Source organism: Mariniflexile sp. AS56 (assembly GCF_030552475.1).
In the GTDB taxonomy this organism is placed as follows: Bacteria; Bacteroidota; Bacteroidia; order Flavobacteriales; family Flavobacteriaceae; genus Mariniflexile.
The window spans coordinates 152,150-172,349 of record NZ_JAUPED010000010.1; the positions used below are offsets into that span (position 1 = coordinate 152,150).

The following is a 20,200-nucleotide window of genomic DNA, read 5'->3' on the forward strand; positions in this document are numbered from 1 at the left end:
TTCTAATAGTTCATTTCTCGATTATTGACTTTATCCTGCATTTTTCTGAAGGAAATAATATCCTTGTAGCGTTTGGTTTTGGCTTTGATGTTAGAGACCATTTCTTTTGATTCCAACTCTTTTTCCTTGAGTATTTCGGTGCGTTCCGCATCGGTCATTTTTAAGAAATCGCTGGATAGAATTTCGTCTATAAAATCCATGGTGTCCAAGGAGTTTTCTACGATGGCAGTGAATGATTCCGAAACCCTTGTAACTTCATCGGGCTTGATGTAAGGACTATCAAGAATATCCCTTAAATCATCCTGCATCACATCGATGAGTCTTTGGTTGTTCCGACCAATCTCACGAACTGCATTCAATTGCCTAACCACATCGTTGACTTTTTCAATGTTTTCTTTTGCTGTTTTTAAAAATTTGACAGTCTTGATAATGTTTGCGGTTTGCTTCCCAGACTCTAATAGTTGCTTTATTAAACTAATAAAATTGGTATTGTCATAAACTGGCATTCCCTGTGCTCTCATATTCAAGCTAAAGAGAATTGCCATAGCGAGTACTAAAATTTTTGTTTTACCCATCGCAAAAAATTTGTTTTGGTATTCGTGAATCTTCGATTTCATAATATTATGTTTTAGATGTGAATTGAATTATTGCTTTTTCCATATCATGATGCTCGTAGTAGAGGTTCATGATGTCTTCGTTTTCCTGTCCATCCGTTAGATAGGCTGCATAAACTTCTTTCGGGACTTCAAGACGGAAAATGTTACTTTCCCTGCCTATTTTGATAAACATTTCGGTGTACTTCCGTGATCCAGATAAGTTGTTTTTAATGGATTTTAATTGGTTTAAGTCATGGCTAGATAGGTTGAGTCTTTTAACCAGTTCGTCATACCCTTTTTCATTATTCAGACTATAGATAACTTGGGTGTTTTCTAAGATGCTTGCTGATGTCGAATTATTTGGAAGCTGATTAATGGATTGCAGAATAATACCAATAGCACCATTTTGTTTTCTAATGGCTTGGTAATAGAATTCCACACTTTCCAATACGTTTTCAAATTTTAGTTGTTTGGCAAATTCATCGAAAAGGATGATACCTTTTTCAGCTCTGTTTTTCCAGATGGTTCTTTGAATAGCTGACTTTATCAGCTTCAACATTACGGATAAGATTTCCTTATTGTCTTTAACTTCATCCAGTTCAAAAACAATCAAGCGTTTGTCTTCGATTTTATAGGTTTGGTCTTCGCTGACTTCGAACAGAAAACTATATAGACCATCGCCAACATACTCAGACATTACGTGCAAAAAACTTGTAACATTAAAGTAGTCAGGATGGATTTTTAGGATTTTCAAAAGGTCTTTCTGATTACTTTCTATAAAGCTGTAGAATCCTTCTAATGAATGATTATCTGAAGCGCTATCGTAATAATGGCGCAATATTTTTTTGATGGAAACCGATTGAGCTTTGGTTACTTTCATGTCAGAAGCAAACAATTCAAACAAGAAAACAGACAAATCTTCAAGACGTTCTGGTGTCAAATCATTGACATAGCTAATGTAAAAAGGATTGATGCCCAAATTCTTTCCACTTTCGTAACGCAACACGGTATATTTTTCAGGATAGAGTTTGGCAAATTTGGTATAAGAACCACCCAAATCAATGATGACCAAACGAACGCCACTTTCAAAATATTGACGCAATATGTTATTCGCTAAAAACGATTTGCCTTCTCCTGTAGGTGCAAAAATGGCAAAGTTACGTGCTTTAATTCGTTTCTTTTTTTCATCCCAAACATCTTTTAATACCGGAATATTATGCTCTCTATCATTAAAGATGATGCCTGTAGTATCCGATTTGTAATTGGTGTTATTGATAAACATACAAAGCGCATGTTTTAAATCGGTTACATACAAATCATTATTCGAGAAATTGGAAGAAAAACAGCAGTAACTGTTTAGTATATAATTTTTGCGTTCTTCGCCTCGTGGATAGTAAGGGATGATATCCAGTTCCTTGAATTCCGTTTTGATTTTTGAGGTGATTTTATCAAGCTCTTTAACATCTTTCGACCAGTAAACAATATTGAGATGACCCCGGATAATACGCGAATTATCATCTGCATTGATTTGGTCGAGAATGTGCTGAATTTTACCAAGTACCACTTTATTCTGTGAACCAAAATTGGAACTTTTATTGAGCTCCTCAATTTTCTTATCAAGCAGCTTACGCCACTTTTGTTTATCATCCAAATAAAGAATCTGATTGACAATATGGTTTTCATTAAGCGTAAGTCCTAAACCATCAATAAAACCTTGATGAAACACAAAATCGTCCGAAGTGAATTTCTCATTGGTTTTACTACTTTGTACATTTTCACCAAAGCACAGTTCGCTGTTAATAGCTAGTGCATCAAAATGGTTTTCGCCAATATTAACGCTTTTCTTATCCAGTAAAATATCAGTATCAAAGCCTTCGTTGAAACCATTGAAATAGCCATTTGTGAGTTGCTGAATTTCTTCCGATTTAAGCGGGAAAAACGCCATTTTTCGACTATTATTTATAAAGGAAACAGAGTCGCTTACCGAGTTGACGAAGCTTTTAATGTTGTCATCTAGATCTTGAACGATTCCTTTTGAAACTTTTCGGAAAGGATTGACATATTTCGGATTGTTGAGTGCTTTGTTTTTGGTAAGAATAAAGAATAAGTAGCATCTGTGTTCAATATGTTCACGACCTTTAAAATATTGATGTGTGGCTTTTTCTAAAAAGGTAGTGTTCGCAAGTTTTTCTGAAGTATAAGATTTTTTAAGATAAATATCCTGTTTGTGAACCACAGTTCCAATTGGTAATGATTTCAAAGCTTGAAACCAGGCACCATGCATATCCTCAAAATCTTTTTCGGATAGTGAATAGATTTCTGGCAGATTCCCTTCATAACACAACACCACATTGCCATTATTGGCAAATACGATATGGTCTTGAATATCTACAATGGGTAGATATGCTGAAATGTTAATCTTATTCATAATTAAAGCCGGAATTTCTTTTGTTACTTATAATTCTTGGGAAGGCTTTTGCCATTTGAAAAAGCTGTGGATTATTGGTTATCCGCGTCAAGGCAACATATAAAGTGGCATTGAAAATCAGTATACCAATGATCACCCCAAAGCTGAAAGAGAAAATGATGACCAATAAGGATGCAAGAATAGAAACCAACATTAAGGCAAATAGGGAAATGGGCAATCCAAAAATGACTGCTCGTTTTCTAATGTTTTTATAGACTTCATATTTCTTCATTACACCACTATTGTAATTAAGTAAGTGAAGATGCCTACCACAGCACCTGCAATGAGTACAAAGACCAGAACTCGTGTAATACCTTTTTTTAGGTCTGCGTTTTCGCCAAAGAAATGACCAGCGTTAAAGAGGAATCCAACAAGAAAGATGACACCTAAAATGATTGGGAAAATGGTTCTAATGGTGTCTGAAACATCATTTACGGAATCTTCAATACCTCCAATTTGAGCGAAGCTTGGTGCAGATAGTAATAGAAGAAAAGTTGACAGTAGAATTGATTTTTTCATAAGGAATAGATTTTAAATTTTTAGTAGCCGTGCAGTGCGTCATACTTCGCCGTCTGCTAAGACTTTTGCGAAATCTATTATGAAATGAAGCTAGCAGAGAAGAAAAGTCAAATTTTAACGCAACTTCCTGTTAAACTTTGGAAGATTCTTAATGTTGTGATGGATTTATTGAATTTTGTTCAAACAAGAATCCAGATGTACACTTCGAAACCATTTTATAAAATACTATTTACCATGAGTTTATGTCTTATGGTTTTATCACTCAATTCCCAAAATATTACAGCCAAAAAAGTTGTGGTTATTGATCCTGGGCATGGTGGAGAGGATTCTGGAGCAATTGGAATAAATGGAATAATGGAGAAGGATATTGTGTTAAGTATAGCAAAGAAGATGGATCGATTAAATAAAAATACCAAAAGTAATTTTGAAATCTATTTAACACGCTATAAAGACACTTTAATTTCATTATCGGATAGAACACGATTAGCAAATATGCTAAAAGCAGATTTGTTTATTTCCTTGCATTGTAATCAGTCTGAAAACCAAAAGGCTAGGGGTGTGGAGGTTTATGTTAGTGCAAATGGTGGTAGTTTTTTAAGGGAGTCTGTTCTGTTAGCTTATAAATTAGAAAAACAAATGAAAACGAAGCTTGGACTTAAAAGTAGAGGAGTGAAGTTTGGGGATTTTCAGGTTTTGAGGGAAACCCATCATAATTGTCCCACAGTTCTTGTAGAAGTAGGGTTTTTATCTCAAAAAGAAGAAGCAATTTACTTTAATAAAGAAGCTTCAAAACATTTCATCGCCATAGTTATACTTCAATCAATTAATAAATTTTCAGGATTATGAACGAATTTTTTATCGAGTTAATAAAATGTGTCAAAGATATTTTGATATCAATATATCATCAAGTACTTAAGAAAAAAGAGAGATAGTCTTTCGAATTTCTAAATTCCCCCAAACCAAAGGATGCTCACTAGCAGCAACATTTTTATTAGTTACAGATTTATAAATAGACCATTGAGGTCGCTTTTCTGGCCACATCGCCTTACGGTTTAAGCCGCTATCTTTCATGATTTCAAATAGGGCAGGAGATACTAGCATATAATCTTTTTGCTTGATGTTAACGCCTTTTCTATAGGCTCCTAATCGGTGGTAAGTGGCATCATTTCCAGCATCACAATCTACCTCAAAAGACAAGTGTTTAGTAATGTCTTTTAAATTGGTTTGTTGGAGTAAAGGCGATAAAGAATCGCAATAGGACGGCGCATTAAGTGTGCCTGCAATTATGATGTTGGTTTTATCTTCAGCTATCTGTTCCTGATAGATAGTTGCAATGTAGTTTGCCTGGTTTTTTCTTAAGGCATCCGTGAAATCCTTATCTTTAGTTTGCTTTTGTAATTGGGTTGATAAAATGTGAATGGTTATATTATTAGGTGTTAAAACTTCATATTCAACTAAGCAATTTATGGGATGTGTTTTAATTGAGACTAATTTATAATCTTTACGAAGTAAAATACCTAATTCCAAGCCTTTTAGGGTGTCACTTTGTACAACAAAAGATTGTGTGTAAGGCTTGGAATCAAATTTTGGTAAAATTAGTTGGTTGAATTCTTCTAGAGAGGCTCTATCTTCAATTTCCTGAAGCAATAAAATATCTGGATTAACTGCTGCAATAACGCGTGCTTTGTTATCGGTAGCTTCAGGTTTAATAGGCGTGGTTTGTAATTCAATCCAACCATTCCATTTTGTGAGGTCACTAGCTTTGGATTCTGTGGAATAGTTTAAGCCTTTCATATATAAAAAACCTGCTTTTCTGCGTAAAACAGCATAAGGTCGTGGACTCGATTTTTCAAAACCAGTTAAAAAAGAAAGTTCCCTAATTCGGGTTTGATCTACCAAAGACACGGATGGTTTTCGCATTAAATCATCAAGTTCGTTTATCCAATCAGTTAAATTTTTCCCGAAGGGTTTTTCCAATAAGCTTTTATCACGATGGAATAAATTCTGGATGTTAAAGGTTGCTATTTTCATAATGCTGTGGTTTTATTTTCGTTTATCGTTGGTGTGCTTGTCAAAGGCAATGAGATTGAACAATTGACGCATTCTGCTTCGAACTCGATTGCCATATAAATCTTCCAATTCTTTGGCATTTAAATTTGTTGTAGCATGGGTTTTTATATTATGCTTTATGAATATTTCGTAGCGTGATAATAGTATTTCTCCCATCACATTGCAATCTTTTGCATAGTGTCTTCCAATGGGTTCGACACCCAAATCATCAAAACAAAAAAACTGACTGCTGCCGTAATCTTCAATGGTTTTGTAACCTATGTGGTTAAACCCGAAAACAATGTTGCGAGAAGGCACTAAAATGTATGGTCGCTGATGTGGAACAATGAATTTTAAAAGCCTCATTAAACTAGTTTTACCACAGCCAACAGGCCCAGATAGTAAGAGGCCTTTGTTTGGATCAATATCATGTCGTTTGCAATTTTCAATGTCTCTAATAAAATAATGGCACAGTTTCATGATGATGCCATGGTCTTCTTCATAGATTCTAAAATGCTTACCAAAGAGCATTTTTCCTTTTGCATCGAGATAGATTAGTATTTTCTGAAAATCATAGATAACAGCCTTTCCATCGAAAGTACCAATTGTAAATTCAACACCGCCTTCGGTTATTTTAGAGGGGTTGGTCATAATCTTTGATTTTTGAGGTTTTAAGATTGTCCTTGTTTTGAGACACTGCCTCATTTTTTTTTATTTCATTAGCTTTTATCATCCAATTTGAAGCAGTTGCGTGCCAATCTGTAATTTTAATTTTACCACCAAGTTTCCAATTAATGGACTTATAATGGTTATAAAATTTTAAGGCTTCAATTTCAGGCCAATTGTTCATTTTAAAAAAAGCGACAGCTTCATTTTTATTTTTTGGTAGCTTAAGTTTATTAATGTTTTCTTTTTGTTTATTAATGTTTGTATTATGTATCAATGCCTGTTCAAAGCCTGTTTCGGGCTTGTTCAGAGCCTGTTCAGAGCTTGTTTTAAAAATGAACATCCTTACCTTGCTCCCTTTGAAAATGTTATATGAAGGTAAATAGCGCAGATACTTCCAGTCGTTAAGGTTTTTTATGCATTTGTGATAGGTAGCAATTCCGCCAATTTTGGCTATTCCCATAACTTCTTCCCTATTAATATAAAATTCCTGAGGGAAACGATTCATATTCCAAAACTGAAACAAGGACATATACAAACTGATATGCGTGGGATTTAATCGGGAGTCTTTTGAGAATTGTTGAAACACAGCGTTTAAATGTTTTATATAGTTCATAAATCTTCACTCAATTTAATTTGAACACGGTTTTCTATCATAACTTTCTGGATTTCATCAGCTTCATAAAAATTAATACCTCCCATTTTAGTGTGTGGGATTGTGCCATTCATTCTAAAGTTTTGTAAAGTTCCGGCACTTATGCTCAGTAAATCCATGACTTCGGATGATTTCAGATACTTCTTTAATCCTGTACCGGATTGTTTTAATAGCAGCTTTTTAATATCATTTAGTAATTCAATTTTGAATTCTCTTAGGTCGTCGGTAGTTATGATACTTGTTGCCATGATAGGATTATTACATTATTGTTTATATAGGTATTTGACTTTCGTTTAGCAAATTTGATAAGTTTTGATGGTGTTTAAGCAGTAGTTGAACCGTAGTCGGGTTAAATTTTTTAGTTGTAAAAAAGTTGGAATTTGTAGTGATTTGAGTTTTTCAAAGGACTATTTGAGTGGAATAAATAGAAAAAAAGTAAATAAAATGGTGATTACAGGAGGTGCACCCGACTACGGTGATTTTGAAGTATTATTCCTCAGAATTATTGATGTAGGTTGTTAGTCCATCTGATAAGTCATCTAAAAATTTTGTACGGCTCATTTTTCTTGTTTTTATTTCGGCAAAGGTTTTGTAGCAATCCCCAATGTCAAAATGTAAAACCCTTTCTAGAACTGAAGCTATTTCCTTAATATCGGATTTACCATTGTTTATAACTCTATTATGATGTAGGGCATAAATTAATTCGGTTAGATCTGTTTTTGTTGAAGTCCATTGCAGTTCAACCTCATTTGTAACTTTTAATTCGTTATTTATTTTTGGATTTTTAGAGTTAATCAATCTGTTTTGGAGGTAAGAAATAAAATTATTATATGCTGTGAGTTTACCTAATAACATATCATATGGTGTACTGAAATCGGGGTCTTGGAAATAGAATTTTGAAGATGTAATAGGAAGATTATCAAAATAATCCCTTGTGAAGTATTGCTCGTCAAGATGTGTTTGTTTTGATTCTATATATTGTTCAAAATCCATATTGTAAAGAAAAAAACGATTTAGTTTGCCTAGTTTCTTTTTTACATATTTACGTTGTTTGATTATGTCTGCTCTTGGAAATTGGATTTCAAAAGACCGAATTTCAGAATGGTAAATAAGTTGGTGGAGAGGAATTTGTTTTATGTTTTTAAAAAAATGAATTTCTTCATTTATTGACTTGAAGCCTTGTTTAATGATTTCTTTTTTAAAAGTATTAAGAAGGTTTCTACAGATTATTATGCTTTGGTTAGCACGTTCAATGTTTCCTTGGGTGTCAAATTTTATGTCATCCAATTTTTTAAGAAGGTTCTTATTTTGAAGTTTGAAGTCCATTTTGATTTACTAATATAATTAGTGCTTTCTGATAGAGATTTCAAATTAAAAGGACAATAAGTATGAAGATAAGAGAGAAGCAAATATAATTAATCGTTCATTTTGTGTTTCTCTTAATTTTGTTTTAATATTTACTACTCATAAGGTATAATATAATATTAATGAACCTTATAAATAACTGCGTAATTCATGCGTATTTTAATGTGAATTTTATACACAAGAAGAGAAGAACTGGTGGAATTTAGGCTAGTTCCCAAACTTTTTTATAAAATCTTCTTTATTAGAAACATTTGATTTTATAAAAACATTAGAGGCATGTTTTCTTACCGTACTGTAAGCAATAAACATGTTTTCTGATATTTTTTTATAGCTGTTGCCCTTTATAATCTGGATAGCAATTTCATTTTCTCTATTTGTAAAATTATAGTCTTTTCCAATGTTTCGTTTTAATATATAAGTATTTTTTAACCTATATAAATAGCTGTTAATTTCCATGGTGGTAACTAAAAAGAATGCCATACTAACCAAAGGTTGGGTAATTGGTTGAAAATCGCCAAAATAAGTGAGCAATGGCAAAAGTATTATAGATAATATAGAAGTTAGTCCCATATAAGTTTGGATTTTAAAATAACGTTGCCTTTTTACTTCTTTTTTTATAGTTATAAAGAAATAGATAAGGAATGTGATGGACAAAAGTATAGGGAATATTAGGAAAAGGCTCCTTGCGAAGTTTAAGGATTTAGTATATAAATAGGGTATTATGAAAAAGATCAAAAAGCTAAGTGATAATATAATTGTCAAGTTTTTAATCTTAAAAAACCAGTTAGGTGCAATGATGTTGAATTCAATATATAAATACCAAACAAGATAAACACACATAATTATTGAGATGCTATACGTTAATATATATTGATAGAATATGGGTCCTGGTAAAGATTTATCTGGTAATAACCCGTTCAAAAGGTTATATAAAAGGAATAGGATTGCTAAAACCAAATATCTGTAGGATGCTTTGTTTGGTTTTTGTTTACTGAAAACTATTTTAAATAATTGAAAAACAATGATAATACTAATTGCAATGCAAATGAATAGTACAATCCAATGCATCGAAGAGGAATATTCATACTCTGGGGTATAATGATATTTTTTTTGTACAATAATCATTAAAGTGTTGAATTACAAAATATTAATATAATATTTTATTTGCAATTAAAGAAGTTTTATCTTAGTATTAAATAAAAACACCATGATGCTTTCAAAAAAATATCCTCTAGGTTTTTTCCCAACACCATTGGAGAAGATGGAAAACTTATCAAAAAAATATACTGATTATAATTTATATATCAAGCGCGATGACAATTCTGGATTAGCGTCTGGAGGTAACAAGGTAAGGAAACTTCAATTTTTTATTTACGAAGCTTTGGATAAAGGATGCGAGACTATCATTACCGCTGGGGCACAACAATCCAATCATTGCCGACAGACGGCAGCGGCCTGCGCTAAAGCTGGATTAGAATGCCATCTATTGTTAGGGGGTAATCAAACGGAAAATTACACAGGTAATTTATTGCTTTCTCATTTACTGGGTGCCAATATCCATTTTACTGGAGACAATAGAAAGGGTGAAGATTTATTTTCTTTAAAGCAAAAATTAGAGGAACAAAATAAAAAAGTCTATGTAGTACCGTATGGAGGTTCAAATTTACTTGGAGCATATGGGTTTGTAGATGCTGTAAAAGAGTTAAAAGAGCAGCTATCTGATATGAAATTGAAAATGGATTATATTTTCTTTGCCTCTAGTTCGGGAGGAACACAGGCTGGACTCAAACTTGGAGTAGATTTTTATGGATTTAAAACCAAGCTAATGCCCATAAGTATCGACAAATTGGGTTATGGAGATTTAACATTGGATGAAGCAGTATTGGCACTATTGCTAGAAGGTCAGAAGACATTGGGTATTGATAAAAAATATACAATTGAAGATGCAACACTAATCAGAGGCTATGATTCACAAGGATATGGTGTGATAACTTCAAACGAAAAGTATGCTATAAAAGAATTGGCTCATAGCGAAGGTGTTTTGCTTGACCCAGTTTATTCTGGAAGGGCATTTTATGGTATGTTAGACCATCTTAAAAGTAATAAAATTAAAAAAAAATCCAATGTTCTCTTTTGGCATACAGGAGGTTTACCAGCTAATTTTTATTATTCTAAAGAATTAAGGTAAGAAAATAATATGGGTTTAATTGAATTTGTTGCCATTTGTGTTTGTTTGGTATATGAGTGACAAAAAGCACAAAATGTTTTAGCTATGTTTTAGCAAATAAAAAAGTCAAGAAATTTTTTTCTTGACTTTCCTTTGTTTACCTTGTAGCGAGAGGGGGGCACGATCCCCCGACCTCCGGGTTATGAATCCGACGCTCTAACCAACTGAGCTACCTCGCCTTTTTTTGTGCGTGCAAATATAGAAACATTATTGTTGTTTGCAAATAATACTTGACTAAATTATTATTAATTTTTATTACTGTACTTATTAATTAATGTATATATTGGGAACTTAATATTTTACAGTACTTATGGACGAGAAAATTAAATTTGAAATTGAATTTACAATACAAGCTTCACCTCAATTAATTTACCAATACATCTCTACGCCTTCTGGTTTATCGGAATGGTTTTCAGATAATGTGAATTCTAGAGGCGAGTTATTTACTTTTATTTGGGATGATAGTGAAGAAAAAGCAAAATTGCTAAGTAAAAAATCAGGCGAACGTATAAAATTCAGATGGATTAATGACGATGATGACCAAACTTCTTATTTTGAAATTAAAATTCAGGTAGACGAAATCACTAAAGATGTATCTTTAATTATTACAGATTTTGCTGAAGAAGACGAAGTAGAAGAATCTAAAATGCTTTGGGAAAACCAAATTTCTAGTTTAAAGCAAGTATTAGGCTCCGCTTAATTCTAAAACAATATTTTTAAATTATATTTGTCCCGAATTTACTTCGGGACTTTTTTTATGACAAATTTTAACGGGACTATCTTAGAGCAAGAACAACTAGTATCAATCCATAATAGGGGGTATGCCTACGGGGATGCTCTTTTTGAAACAATTAAAGCGTCTCACGGAAAATTGTTTTTTTGGGAAGATCATTATTTTAGACTTATGGCTTCCATGCGTATTATGCGTATGGAGATTCCTATGAATTTCACCATGGAATATCTAGAGGATCAAATTCTAAATACTCTAAAAGCATCGAATTTAGAAGACACTTCAGCTAGAGTTAAACTCTTAGTTCATAGAAATGAAGGTGGGTTGTATTTACCAAACACCAATGATGTCAGTTTTGCGATTTCTGTAAAGCATATTGAAAATGATTTTTACACGCTTCAAGAAGGGTTTTACGAAGTCGATTTATTTAAAGATTATTATGTATCACCTAGTCTATTATCGACCTTAAAAACCAATAATAAAGCACTTAATGTTGTTGGAAGCATTTACGCTAAAGAGAATAATTTGGCTAATTGTCTTGTTTTAAATACAAACAAGCATGTTGTTGAAGCTTTGAATGGAAATGTTTTTGTAGTTAAAGGAAATACTATTAAAACGCCACCTATAAGTGATGGTTGTTTAAAAGGTGTTATGCGTAAGCAAATTATAGAGATTTTAAAAACAGGGACTGAATTTGAATTAATTGAAGAATCTGTTTCTCCGTTTGAACTTCAAAAAGCCGACGAAATTTTTATAACCAATGTTATTGTTGGTATTCAACCAGTAACAAAATATCGTAAGAAGTTATTTAATACAGAATTATCAAAAACTATTCTGCAAAAATTAAATGTGAAATTACGTTTAAGTTAATTGTAATTTGGGTTTTCTGGTGCATTGCTCCATATGCTGTACTCATCACCAAATTCGAGCATTTTTTCTTTCCAAAATGTTTCGTAATTCTTTTCAATAATTTGATTTTTATAAACATTCTCGGTTACTACCCATGAATTAGATTTTAATTCATTTTCTAATTGATTAGTGTCCCAACCGGAATACCCTAGAAAGAATTTAATGTCGTTTTCGTTTATAACTTGTTTTGCAATAAGTTCGGCAACATTACTAAAATCACCACCCCAATAAATACCTAAAGAAATTTCAATACTATTAGGAATTAGGTGTGGTATTTTATGAATAAAATACAAATTATCTTGTTCCACTGGTCCACCATTGTAAACTTTAAAGGAAGCTTCTACTTCAGGAACCAAATCGTTAATAGTATAATCTAACGGTTTGTTCAAAATAAAACCTATGGAACCTTCATCAGAATGGTCCGCTAATAAAATTATGGACCTATTAAAGGAAGTGTCGCCTATAATGGTAGGTTCAGCGATTAACAAATTACCTTTTTTTGGTGTTAGTGTAACCATATCATCGAAGAATTAGTAACTAAATCTAAGATTTATTTCTTAAAAATGCAACTGTTTTGTGTAAATATAAAAAAAAGCCTTCAAAAATTTGAAGGCTTTTTTAATATAAATAATGTAAATGATTAATTTACAGCGTTTGATAAGTCAGCTCCAGCTTTAAACTTTACAACTTTTTTAGCTTTAATTTTAATAGTAGCTCCCGTTTGTGGGTTTCTACCTTCTCTTGCAGCTCTTTGAGATACTGACCAAGATCCAAATCCTACTAAAGAAACACGGTTACCTTTTTGTAAAGCACCTTCAATTTCAATAAGTGCACATTCTAATGCTTTTTTTGCAGCAGCTTTAGTAATTCCAGCATGTTCTGCCATTGCATCGATTAAATCTGTTTTGTTCATAATGTAATATTTAAATTATTAATAAATTGGTTAAACATTTTGTTAAATCCTACTACAAATTTATACGGATTATGCAACCATGCAAGTAATAGTAAGGTAAATGCATACTATTGTTAATAAATTAACGATTTTGTTAATAAAGACACAGAGTTTTATCGATGAAATTAACTAAAGTCAATGATAACAAGGCTTTAGCGCATTTTTGCATCAGCATCAAAATCATACCCATTTAAAAGCGATTTTACATCCATGGTTCGCTTTCCAGGAAGCTTAATATCCTTAATAATTATATAACCTTTTGATACAGCTACCTTTAATTCTTTTTTTGTTGAAATAATAGTCCCATTACTATGGTTATGGGGCATCGTTTCTTTATCGGCTCCATAAATTTTTATGTCTAATGTATCATTTCCATTTACTAATGAACACCAAGCAGCAGGGTATGGGCTTAAACCACGAATTAAGTTATGAATGTTTTCTAAAGTATCATTCCAATCAATTTTACAATTGTCTCTATCTAATTTATAAGCGGTTTTAATATCGGAAGATTCTGTTTGCGGAATTGTTTTAACGGAACCTTCTCCTATAAGAACTACCGTTTTTAGTACCAAGTCGCTTCCAATAGCCATTAAAGTATCATGCAGGCTTCCTGCGTTCTCATCAGGGTTGATATGGATTGTTTCTTGAAGAATCATATCGCCTGTATCAATTTTTTCATCAATAAAAAAGGTTGAAACACCCGTTTTTGATTCACCATTAATTATTGCCCAATTAATAGGGGCAGCACCTCGGTAGTTTGGCAATAAGGACGCATGTAGGTTAAAAGTGCCATATTCAGGCATTTGCCAAACAATTTTTGGTAACATTCTAAATGCTACCACTATTTGTAAATTAGCATTTAAAGCTTTTAATTCATCTATAAAAGCATCGTTTTTTAAATTAGTAGGTTGTAGAACCGTTAAGTTTTGAGAAACCGCATACTGTTTTACAGCACTTTCGTTCAATTTTTGTCCACGACCTGCAGGTTTATCTGGTGCTGTTATTACACCTACTATATTATAGTCGTGTTCTACTAAGGTTTTTAATGTGGCTACGGCAAAATCTGGCGTACCCATAAATACAATTCTTAAATCTTTCATCGGTGGATGTTTCTTATTTTTAATGAATCAATTGTAGTTAGTTATCTAATTTTACAAATGACTTAATTTATATGTGTTTGTTGGTGTTATCGAAATAATTTGATGCTCTAAAAGCAATTTTAAAATAGCTTTTAAATCGGTTTCGGAACAGTTTAAGGCCGCAACCATATTTCTTGACGAGTGGTCGCCTGTTTCAAGCAATTCTATAACTTGTTTTCTTGTTATTTGAATGGTTTCCGGTTTCGCTACCTTTTTAGGACTTATACAAACTGAACAAATACCACACGGTTTGGCATCTTTTTCACCAAAATAGGCGAGGAGTTGCATGCTTTTACATACAGATTCGTTTTCAACATAATCGAGTATTGCTTTTACTTGAAACTGTTTTAATTCGTTTTGTTGCTCTATTATAGAAGCGATCCGGTTGATGGTTTTATCATCTTCGCGTGGCTCTATAAAGGTAACTTGTGCATCGGTTTTTGCTAAATTTAAGGTGATAATTTCGTCTTTTTCTAATTGCTGAAGCGTTTTTGTTACTGTAATTTCATTTGTTGATGCTTTTTCTGCAATTTTAACCAGATCTATTTTTGTGTTTTGGTCGAAAATTCCACCATACATTCTTAAAATAGATTTGACTATCAGATTGAAATTAGAATGACTTTCTAAATAATTAAATAGCGACCCACTGGAGATAATAAATTGTGCCGACACCTTATTTTTGAATTGCTTTGAAAGTGTAATTACACTATTTCTATCTAATAGTAATAAGGCATTATAGGATAAAACAGCGTTGAAACTATAGGTTTTGCAAAAGGAATTAAAATCAAAATCAGACGTAACATATTCGCCTTCCCCATATGATATTTGGAAATAGCTACACAGTTTTCTATATACCTGCTTAACAAAATCTACAGTAGGTAAAACATTTAAAAACTGACTTTTAACCAAAACTTCATCACTTTTATTTTTTAAAATAACAGCAAAGGCCTTGTCTCCATTACGCCCTACACGCCCCGCTTCTTGAAAATAACTTTCAATACTTTCTGGTAAGTTTAAATGGATCACCGTTTTAACATCGGGCTTGTCAATACCCATCCCGAAAGCGTTGGTGGCCACCATAACTTGTTTTTGGTTTTGCAACCACTGCGCCATGTTTGTGTCTTTTTCCGCATTCGTTAAACCACCATGGTAATAAGTTGCCGATATTTTTTTTGAATTTAAAAAAGCACTAACCTCTAAAGTCGATTTTCTATTACGCACATAAATAATAGAGGCCGTTTTATATTTTTTTAGAATAGTTTCAATACGATAGTATTTATCTTCTTCATGATAAACCATATAACCCAAATTGGGTCTGGAAAACGATTGTTTAAATACCTTTGGCTGAATAAAATCGAGTTCTTTAATAATGTCTTCCACTACTTCTGGGGTGGCCGATGCTGTTAAAGCCACCACATTGACTGTTGGGCGTAATTGGCGTAAAAGCGCAATGTTTTTGTAGGCTGGTCTAAAATCGCTGCCCCATTGTGAAATGCAATGTGCCTCATCGACCGCAATTAAATTTACATTCATTTGCTTGATGCGCTCTTGAACTAGCTCTTGTTGTAAACGCTCTGGCGAGAGGTATAAAAATTTGTAATTACCATAAATACAGTTGTCTAAAAGCGTATCTAGCTGGCTGTATGTGATGCCACTGGTAAGCGCCATGGCTTTAATGCCTTTATCATTTAGCTGTTGTACTTGATCTTTCATCAAGGCTATTAATGGTGAAACTACCACGCAAATTCCTTCTTTAGCTAAAGCAGGAATTTGAAAGCATAAGGATTTCCCTCCACCTGTTGGCAGTAGTACAAACGTATCTTCCCCCTCAATAACCGCATTTATAATGGCTTCTTGCTCGGGACGGAATTCGGTAAAATTCCAGTAACGTTCTAATATATTAATGGGTTGTTCCATCTATAGCTTTAGCGCTTTTAAAATGTAATCGGTTCTGTTTTCTATGGTACCAAACGGTACATCAATTAATTTATAGTTAAATTGTTGGTAGGTGCTTAGTAAATGTTCGTGAATTTCTAAGGCTTGCTCAAAACTTTCGTAACGTTCGTTATCACTGGTGTAAATGGTTTCCCAAGGTTTTAAAATGAAAACAGTGTCGTACATAGGATGTTCACAAGCGTTTATAAAGGTTTGAGGATAGGTGTCTCCAATATAATTCATATAGGCTAGAACATCTGGCAGGCCTCTATCGAAAAAAATAAGGTCGGATTGTAGTGCGTTGGCGGCTTCAAATTGTTGTTGTCTGCCTTTTAAAAGCAACTCACTAAACAGTAAAGGTTTGGTTAAAAAGAGTTGGTCGATGCCTTCTTTTTTAGCATCTAAGGTTACTTGTCGTGAAATTTCTTCAAGACAGGTGTGTCCTCTTTTTATTAATTCGTTTATTAAAGTTGATTTTCCTGTACCAGGTCCGCCTGTAATTACAATTTTTCTTGTGTTCAAAAGTGAAAATTTAAGCTGTAAAATTAATAATTAACAATTGATAATTAACAATTAAAAGGGATAAATGAATTTAGCTACTGCGACTGTGACTCTTGGTAGTGCGTTAGGGATTGTCGTGGAAAGCCCACAGCGAGGTACGAGCGCGGACTTGGAGCAGAAAGCCCGACCCGACGGTAGGAGGGGAACGCCCAAATTTTAAATACGTTTATTTTTTATAATTTACTTACTAAATGTATATTTGTGGGATATAAAGAACACTATGAGTACACCTCCAAATTCAGATGAATTTTACGAAAAGCTAAAAGCGCAGTTATATGATACGGCTAGTTGGCCTTCGGAATATTTATATAAGTTTATTATTAAATCGGATGCTTCTAAGATTGCAAAAGTGGAATCTATATTTGATAATATGGGTGCTGTTATACAAACTACAGAATCTAAAAACGGTAAGTATACAAGCATTTCTATTAATGTTTCTATCAAAAACCCTGAAACTGTGATAGAAAAGTACAAAGAAGTGGCAGAAAAAGTGGAAGGAGTAATAAGTCTTTAGTTTTTTTTTGTATTTTGCACTAGCATAACTACTACATGCAGTAAACCCATAACTCTACACCATTTATTTTGATAATAGACGAATTAGAATACAACACAGAGCGTGAGCATTTGATTATACCCGAATACGGACGTCACATGCAAAAAATGATTAATTACGCGAAAACCCGAGATACTAAAGAAGAACGTAATAAAGTTGCTAAAGCCATTATTTCTGTAATGGGGAATATGCAACCACATTTAAGAGATGTTCCAGATTTTCAACATAAACTTTGGGATCAACTTTTTATAATGGCTAATTTTGAATTGGATGCCGATTCACCTTACGATAAGCCAACCAAAGAACTTTTAGAAGAACATCCAGAGCCTTTAGAATACCCACAAAATTTCCCGAAATATCGTTTTTACGGAAACAATATTAAAACCATGATTGATGTGGCGAATACATGGGAAGACGGCGACCTTAAGGAAGCGTTAAAGTACACCATTGCAAACCACATGAAAAAGTGTTTCTTAAATTGGAATAAAGATACTGTGGAAGATGATGTGATTTACGGGCATTTGTTTGAACTTTCTGGAGGGAAAATAAACTTAAAAAATTCGGATGAAGATTTATCAGACTCCACAAGTTTATTACGTACCAAAACGAAATTTTCTAGTACCAACACAAGTAATAGTAACAAAAAAGGTAGCCATCATAAAAAAGGCGCCACTAATTATAAAAGAAAACGCTTCTAAACTATATGGGAACATTTAAAATTGAAGGAGGTCACCAATTAAAAGGGAGTATACAGCCACAAGGTGCCAAAAATGAAGCACTACAAATATTATGTGCGGTTTTATTAACACCAGAATTGGTTACCATAAAGAACATTCCAGATATTGTGGATGTTAATAAGCTTATTAATTTATTAAGAAAGCTAGGTGTTAAAATTGAAAAATTAGCCCATGGTACATATACCTTTCAAGCGGATGATGTAAATTTAAAATACTTAGAATCGGACGAATTTAAAGTAGATGGCCGTGGCTTACGTGGTTCTATCATGATTGTTGGTCCGTTATTAGCACGTTTTGGTAGAGGGTATATCCCGAAACCAGGTGGCGATAAAATTGGACGTCGTAGATTAGATACGCACTTTGAAGGTCTTATTAATTTAGGTGCTAAATTTAGATATAGTAAAGAAGAACAGTTTTACGGTGTTGAAGCAAAACGACTAAAAGGAGCTTATATGCTTTTAGAAGAAGCTTCGGTAACGGGAACTGCAAATATAGTGATGGCTGCGGTATTAGCCGAAGGACAAACTACCATTTACAATGCGGCGTGTGAACCTTATTTACAGCAGTTATGTAAAATGTTAAACCGCATGGGCGCTAAAATTAGTGGCGTAGGCTCTAATTTATTAGTGATTGATGGTGTTGATACTTTAGGTGGAACAGAACATACCATGTTGCCTGATATGATTGAAATAGGTAGCTGGATTGGTCTTGCAGCTATGACTAAAAGTGAATTGACTATAACCAATGTTTCTTGGAACGATTTAGGAGTGATCCCGTCGGTTTTTAGAAAATTAGGTATTACAGTTGAAAAGCGTGGTGACGATATTTTTATTCCAGCTCATACCAATGGTTACGAAATACAAAGTTTTATTGATGGTTCTATTTTAACCATTTCTGATGCACCTTGGCCAGGGTTTACACCCGATTTATTAAGTATTGTTTTGGTAGTAGCAACGCAAGCGCGTGGTAGTGTGCTTATTCACCAAAAAATGTTTGAAAGCCGTTTGTTTTTCGTTGATAAATTGATTGATATGGGAGCTAAAATTATACTTTGCGACCCGCATCGTGCTACCGTTATTGGGCACGATTATAAATCTACTCTAAAAGCGACTAATATGACGTCTCCAGATATTCGTGCAGGGGTATCATTACTTATTGCGGCACTATCTGCAAAAGGGACATCGACTATTCAGAATATAGAACAAATTGATAGAGGTTACGAGCGTATTGACGAACGTTTACGTGCTATTGGTGCAAAAATAGAACGTATTGATTAATTTTTAAAAGTCTTAAAAGTTAGAATGTACAATTTTTAATTGGGAGTGGTGTTTTGGATGTGTATCTAAAACGCCACTTTCTGTTATAGAGGTAATGTAATCTTCTAAAACTGAAATGGGAATGTCCATACACTTGTTAGAATTAATACCGTCCTTAAATTCTATTTCTAAAATTTTATCCTTCTTATTGAAATTGAGGCTCTTAAGTATCGATGGTATTAATTGTAAACGTATCATTTCAAATGGTATTAATTGGAATTAACCAAATATAATACTTAATGAAAGTAAAAAAAATACGCATATATACGTATTTTATGTTTTATTTAGAGGAGGCTGTTTTGTTAGGAAGTAGCTAAACTTTCAGGAATGAAAGCAGTTTTGTTTTTCATAAAATAAAACACAGCTATTCTCTTATTTTAATAGACAAATAGCATGTGTTAGAACATGGTGCTGTTTAAAATAGCTGTGTAAGCCTGTAAATGCACAGGTATTTAGTAATTGTTTATGAAATGGTATAAAGATTTATGGCCAAATAGGACAAACGCTATTTAAGGTCTACCTTTTAGTCGCTTTTCTATTTTTTGTTTGATAAGCGTTAATCGTTTCATCAACTCCATGATTTCTGGGTCTTTTTTCTCCTTGTAAATGGTATTCAAATTTAATATAAGATCCTTAGCTTCTCTTGATGCTTCTATACGTTCGCTTGTAGTTTTAAAAGTTTGTTTTCTTTGCTCGAACTCTAAAGCATTATCTATAATTTCCATGAATTTTAATTTATTTTTATTAAACTTTTGATAGGTTAATTATCAAAATCTTGCAAGATACTAAAGCTAGTAAATTTATACGTTTTTTAGTGCTATTAT

General features: G+C 33.0%; 24 protein-coding genes and 1 tRNA gene. 7 read left to right on the forward strand and 18 right to left on the reverse strand.

All coding sequences use genetic code 11. The features are described 5' to 3' along the window. Positions 1-2: 2 nt before the first annotated feature. The 4 genes from Q5N74_RS13400 to Q5N74_RS13415 are packed head-to-tail and all read right to left on the reverse strand — an operon-like array spanning position 3 to position 3,582. The gene (locus Q5N74_RS13400; RefSeq protein WP_304389388.1) at positions 3-617 is read right to left on the reverse strand and encodes a conjugal transfer protein; all 615 of its coding nucleotides are present in this window, start codon (positions 615-617) and stop codon (positions 3-5) included. 4 nt (positions 618-621) lie between these two features. Next, positions 622-3,024, reverse strand: a complete 2,403-nt coding sequence (locus Q5N74_RS13405; RefSeq protein WP_304389389.1) for a TraG family conjugative transposon ATPase — start codon at positions 3,022-3,024, stop codon at positions 622-624. After that, a complete protein-coding gene (locus Q5N74_RS13410) occupies positions 3,017-3,295 on the reverse strand; it encodes a hypothetical protein (RefSeq protein WP_304389390.1) in 279 nt (92 codons plus the stop codon). Before Q5N74_RS13410 ends, Q5N74_RS13405 begins: the two co-directional genes overlap by 8 nt. Beyond that, complete coding sequence (locus tag Q5N74_RS13415; protein WP_304389391.1) at positions 3,295-3,582, reverse strand: hypothetical protein; 288 nt, start codon at positions 3,580-3,582, stop codon at positions 3,295-3,297. The genes Q5N74_RS13410 and Q5N74_RS13415 overlap by 1 nt, the downstream gene beginning before the upstream one ends. An 84-nt stretch (positions 3,583-3,666) precedes the next feature. Here Q5N74_RS13415 and Q5N74_RS13420 point away from each other — a divergent pair, with 84 nt between their 5' ends. Further along, entirely contained in the window at positions 3,667-4,428 is a 762-nt protein-coding gene (locus tag Q5N74_RS13420) for an N-acetylmuramoyl-L-alanine amidase (protein WP_304389393.1), read from the forward strand. Between the two features lie 66 nt (positions 4,429-4,494). Here the strand turns inward: Q5N74_RS13420 and Q5N74_RS13425 are convergent, their stop codons facing one another. The 6 genes from Q5N74_RS13425 to Q5N74_RS13450 form a co-directional block, all read right to left on the reverse strand. Next, the gene (locus tag Q5N74_RS13425) at positions 4,495-5,613 is read right to left on the reverse strand and encodes a hypothetical protein (RefSeq protein WP_304389394.1); all 1,119 of its coding nucleotides are present in this window, start codon (positions 5,611-5,613) and stop codon (positions 4,495-4,497) included. Positions 5,614-5,625: 12 nt separating this feature from the next. After that, positions 5,626-6,282, reverse strand: coding sequence for an ATPase (locus Q5N74_RS13430; RefSeq protein ID WP_304389395.1), 657 nt, complete (start codon positions 6,280-6,282; stop codon positions 5,626-5,628). Then, complete coding sequence (locus Q5N74_RS13435) at positions 6,266-6,913, reverse strand: hypothetical protein (protein WP_304389396.1); 648 nt, start codon at positions 6,911-6,913, stop codon at positions 6,266-6,268. The genes Q5N74_RS13430 and Q5N74_RS13435 overlap by 17 nt, the downstream gene beginning before the upstream one ends. Then, positions 6,910-7,200: a helix-turn-helix domain-containing protein gene (locus Q5N74_RS13440; protein ID WP_304389397.1), complete on the reverse strand. Its 291-nt coding sequence runs from the start codon at positions 7,198-7,200 to the stop codon at positions 6,910-6,912. Before Q5N74_RS13440 ends, Q5N74_RS13435 begins: the two co-directional genes overlap by 4 nt. A 241-nt stretch (positions 7,201-7,441) precedes the next feature. Next, positions 7,442-8,239, reverse strand: coding sequence for an RteC domain-containing protein (locus Q5N74_RS13445; RefSeq protein ID WP_304389398.1), 798 nt, complete (start codon positions 8,237-8,239; stop codon positions 7,442-7,444). Between the two features lie 285 nt (positions 8,240-8,524). Next, a complete protein-coding gene (locus Q5N74_RS13450; protein ID WP_304389399.1) occupies positions 8,525-8,887 on the reverse strand; it encodes a helix-turn-helix transcriptional regulator in 363 nt (120 codons plus the stop codon). 637 nt (positions 8,888-9,524) lie between these two features. On the opposite strand from Q5N74_RS13450, the gene Q5N74_RS13455 reads away from it, so the two are divergent. Beyond that, positions 9,525-10,505, forward strand: a complete 981-nt coding sequence (locus tag Q5N74_RS13455) for a D-cysteine desulfhydrase family protein (RefSeq protein ID WP_304389400.1) — start codon at positions 9,525-9,527, stop codon at positions 10,503-10,505. Positions 10,506-10,649: 144 nt separating this feature from the next. Here Q5N74_RS13455 and Q5N74_RS13460 read toward each other — a convergent pair. Beyond that, positions 10,650-10,723: transfer RNA gene (locus Q5N74_RS13460), tRNA-Met, on the reverse strand. 131 nt (positions 10,724-10,854) lie between these two features. Here Q5N74_RS13460 and Q5N74_RS13465 point away from each other — a divergent pair. Beyond that, entirely contained in the window at positions 10,855-11,244 is a 390-nt protein-coding gene (locus tag Q5N74_RS13465) for an START-like domain-containing protein (RefSeq protein WP_304389401.1), read from the forward strand. A 57-nt stretch (positions 11,245-11,301) separates the two neighbouring features. Next, on the forward strand, positions 11,302-12,144 hold the full coding sequence (locus Q5N74_RS13470; RefSeq protein WP_304389402.1) for an aminotransferase class IV: 843 nt from the start codon (positions 11,302-11,304) through the stop codon (positions 12,142-12,144). Here Q5N74_RS13470 and Q5N74_RS13475 read toward each other — a convergent pair. From Q5N74_RS13475 to Q5N74_RS13495, 5 genes are all read right to left on the reverse strand, one after another. Further along, positions 12,141-12,701 (reverse strand): YqgE/AlgH family protein, encoded by a 561-nt coding sequence (locus Q5N74_RS13475; protein WP_304389403.1) that lies wholly within the window; start codon positions 12,699-12,701, stop codon positions 12,141-12,143. The two genes, Q5N74_RS13470 and Q5N74_RS13475, sit on opposite strands and share 4 nt — an antisense overlap. A 122-nt stretch (positions 12,702-12,823) precedes the next feature. After that, on the reverse strand, positions 12,824-13,096 hold the full coding sequence (locus Q5N74_RS13480) for an HU family DNA-binding protein (RefSeq protein WP_304389405.1): 273 nt from the start codon (positions 13,094-13,096) through the stop codon (positions 12,824-12,826). Positions 13,097-13,287: 191 nt separating this feature from the next. Then, positions 13,288-14,235: a methionyl-tRNA formyltransferase gene (fmt, locus tag Q5N74_RS13485; protein ID WP_304389406.1), complete on the reverse strand. Its 948-nt coding sequence runs from the start codon at positions 14,233-14,235 to the stop codon at positions 13,288-13,290. 51 nt (positions 14,236-14,286) lie between these two features. Further along, a complete protein-coding gene (locus Q5N74_RS13490; RefSeq protein ID WP_304389407.1) occupies positions 14,287-16,191 on the reverse strand; it encodes an ATP-dependent DNA helicase RecQ in 1,905 nt (634 codons plus the stop codon). Continuing rightward, positions 16,192-16,731, reverse strand: a complete 540-nt coding sequence (locus tag Q5N74_RS13495; RefSeq protein WP_304389408.1) for an ATP-binding protein — start codon at positions 16,729-16,731, stop codon at positions 16,192-16,194. Between the two features lie 259 nt (positions 16,732-16,990). Between Q5N74_RS13495 and Q5N74_RS13500 the strand changes: the two genes are divergently transcribed. From Q5N74_RS13500 to murA, 3 genes are all read left to right on the forward strand, one after another. Next, positions 16,991-17,284: a DUF493 family protein gene (locus Q5N74_RS13500; RefSeq protein ID WP_304389409.1), complete on the forward strand. Its 294-nt coding sequence runs from the start codon at positions 16,991-16,993 to the stop codon at positions 17,282-17,284. A 71-nt stretch (positions 17,285-17,355) separates the two neighbouring features. Beyond that, positions 17,356-18,021 (forward strand): DUF4290 domain-containing protein, encoded by a 666-nt coding sequence (locus Q5N74_RS13505; protein WP_304389461.1) that lies wholly within the window; start codon positions 17,356-17,358, stop codon positions 18,019-18,021. A gap of 5 nt (positions 18,022-18,026) precedes the next feature. Next, positions 18,027-19,337 (forward strand): UDP-N-acetylglucosamine 1-carboxyvinyltransferase, encoded by a 1,311-nt coding sequence (gene murA / locus Q5N74_RS13510; RefSeq protein ID WP_304389410.1) that lies wholly within the window; start codon positions 18,027-18,029, stop codon positions 19,335-19,337. 12 nt (positions 19,338-19,349) lie between these two features. On the opposite strand, the gene Q5N74_RS13515 is transcribed toward murA, so the two are convergent. Both Q5N74_RS13515 and Q5N74_RS13520 read right to left on the reverse strand, forming a co-directional pair. Then, positions 19,350-19,574, reverse strand: a complete 225-nt coding sequence (locus tag Q5N74_RS13515) for a hypothetical protein (RefSeq protein ID WP_304389411.1) — start codon at positions 19,572-19,574, stop codon at positions 19,350-19,352. A gap of 311 nt (positions 19,575-19,885) precedes the next feature. After that, on the reverse strand, positions 19,886-20,101 hold the full coding sequence (locus tag Q5N74_RS13520) for a hypothetical protein (protein ID WP_304389412.1): 216 nt from the start codon (positions 20,099-20,101) through the stop codon (positions 19,886-19,888). Positions 20,102-20,200 lie beyond the last annotated feature (99 nt).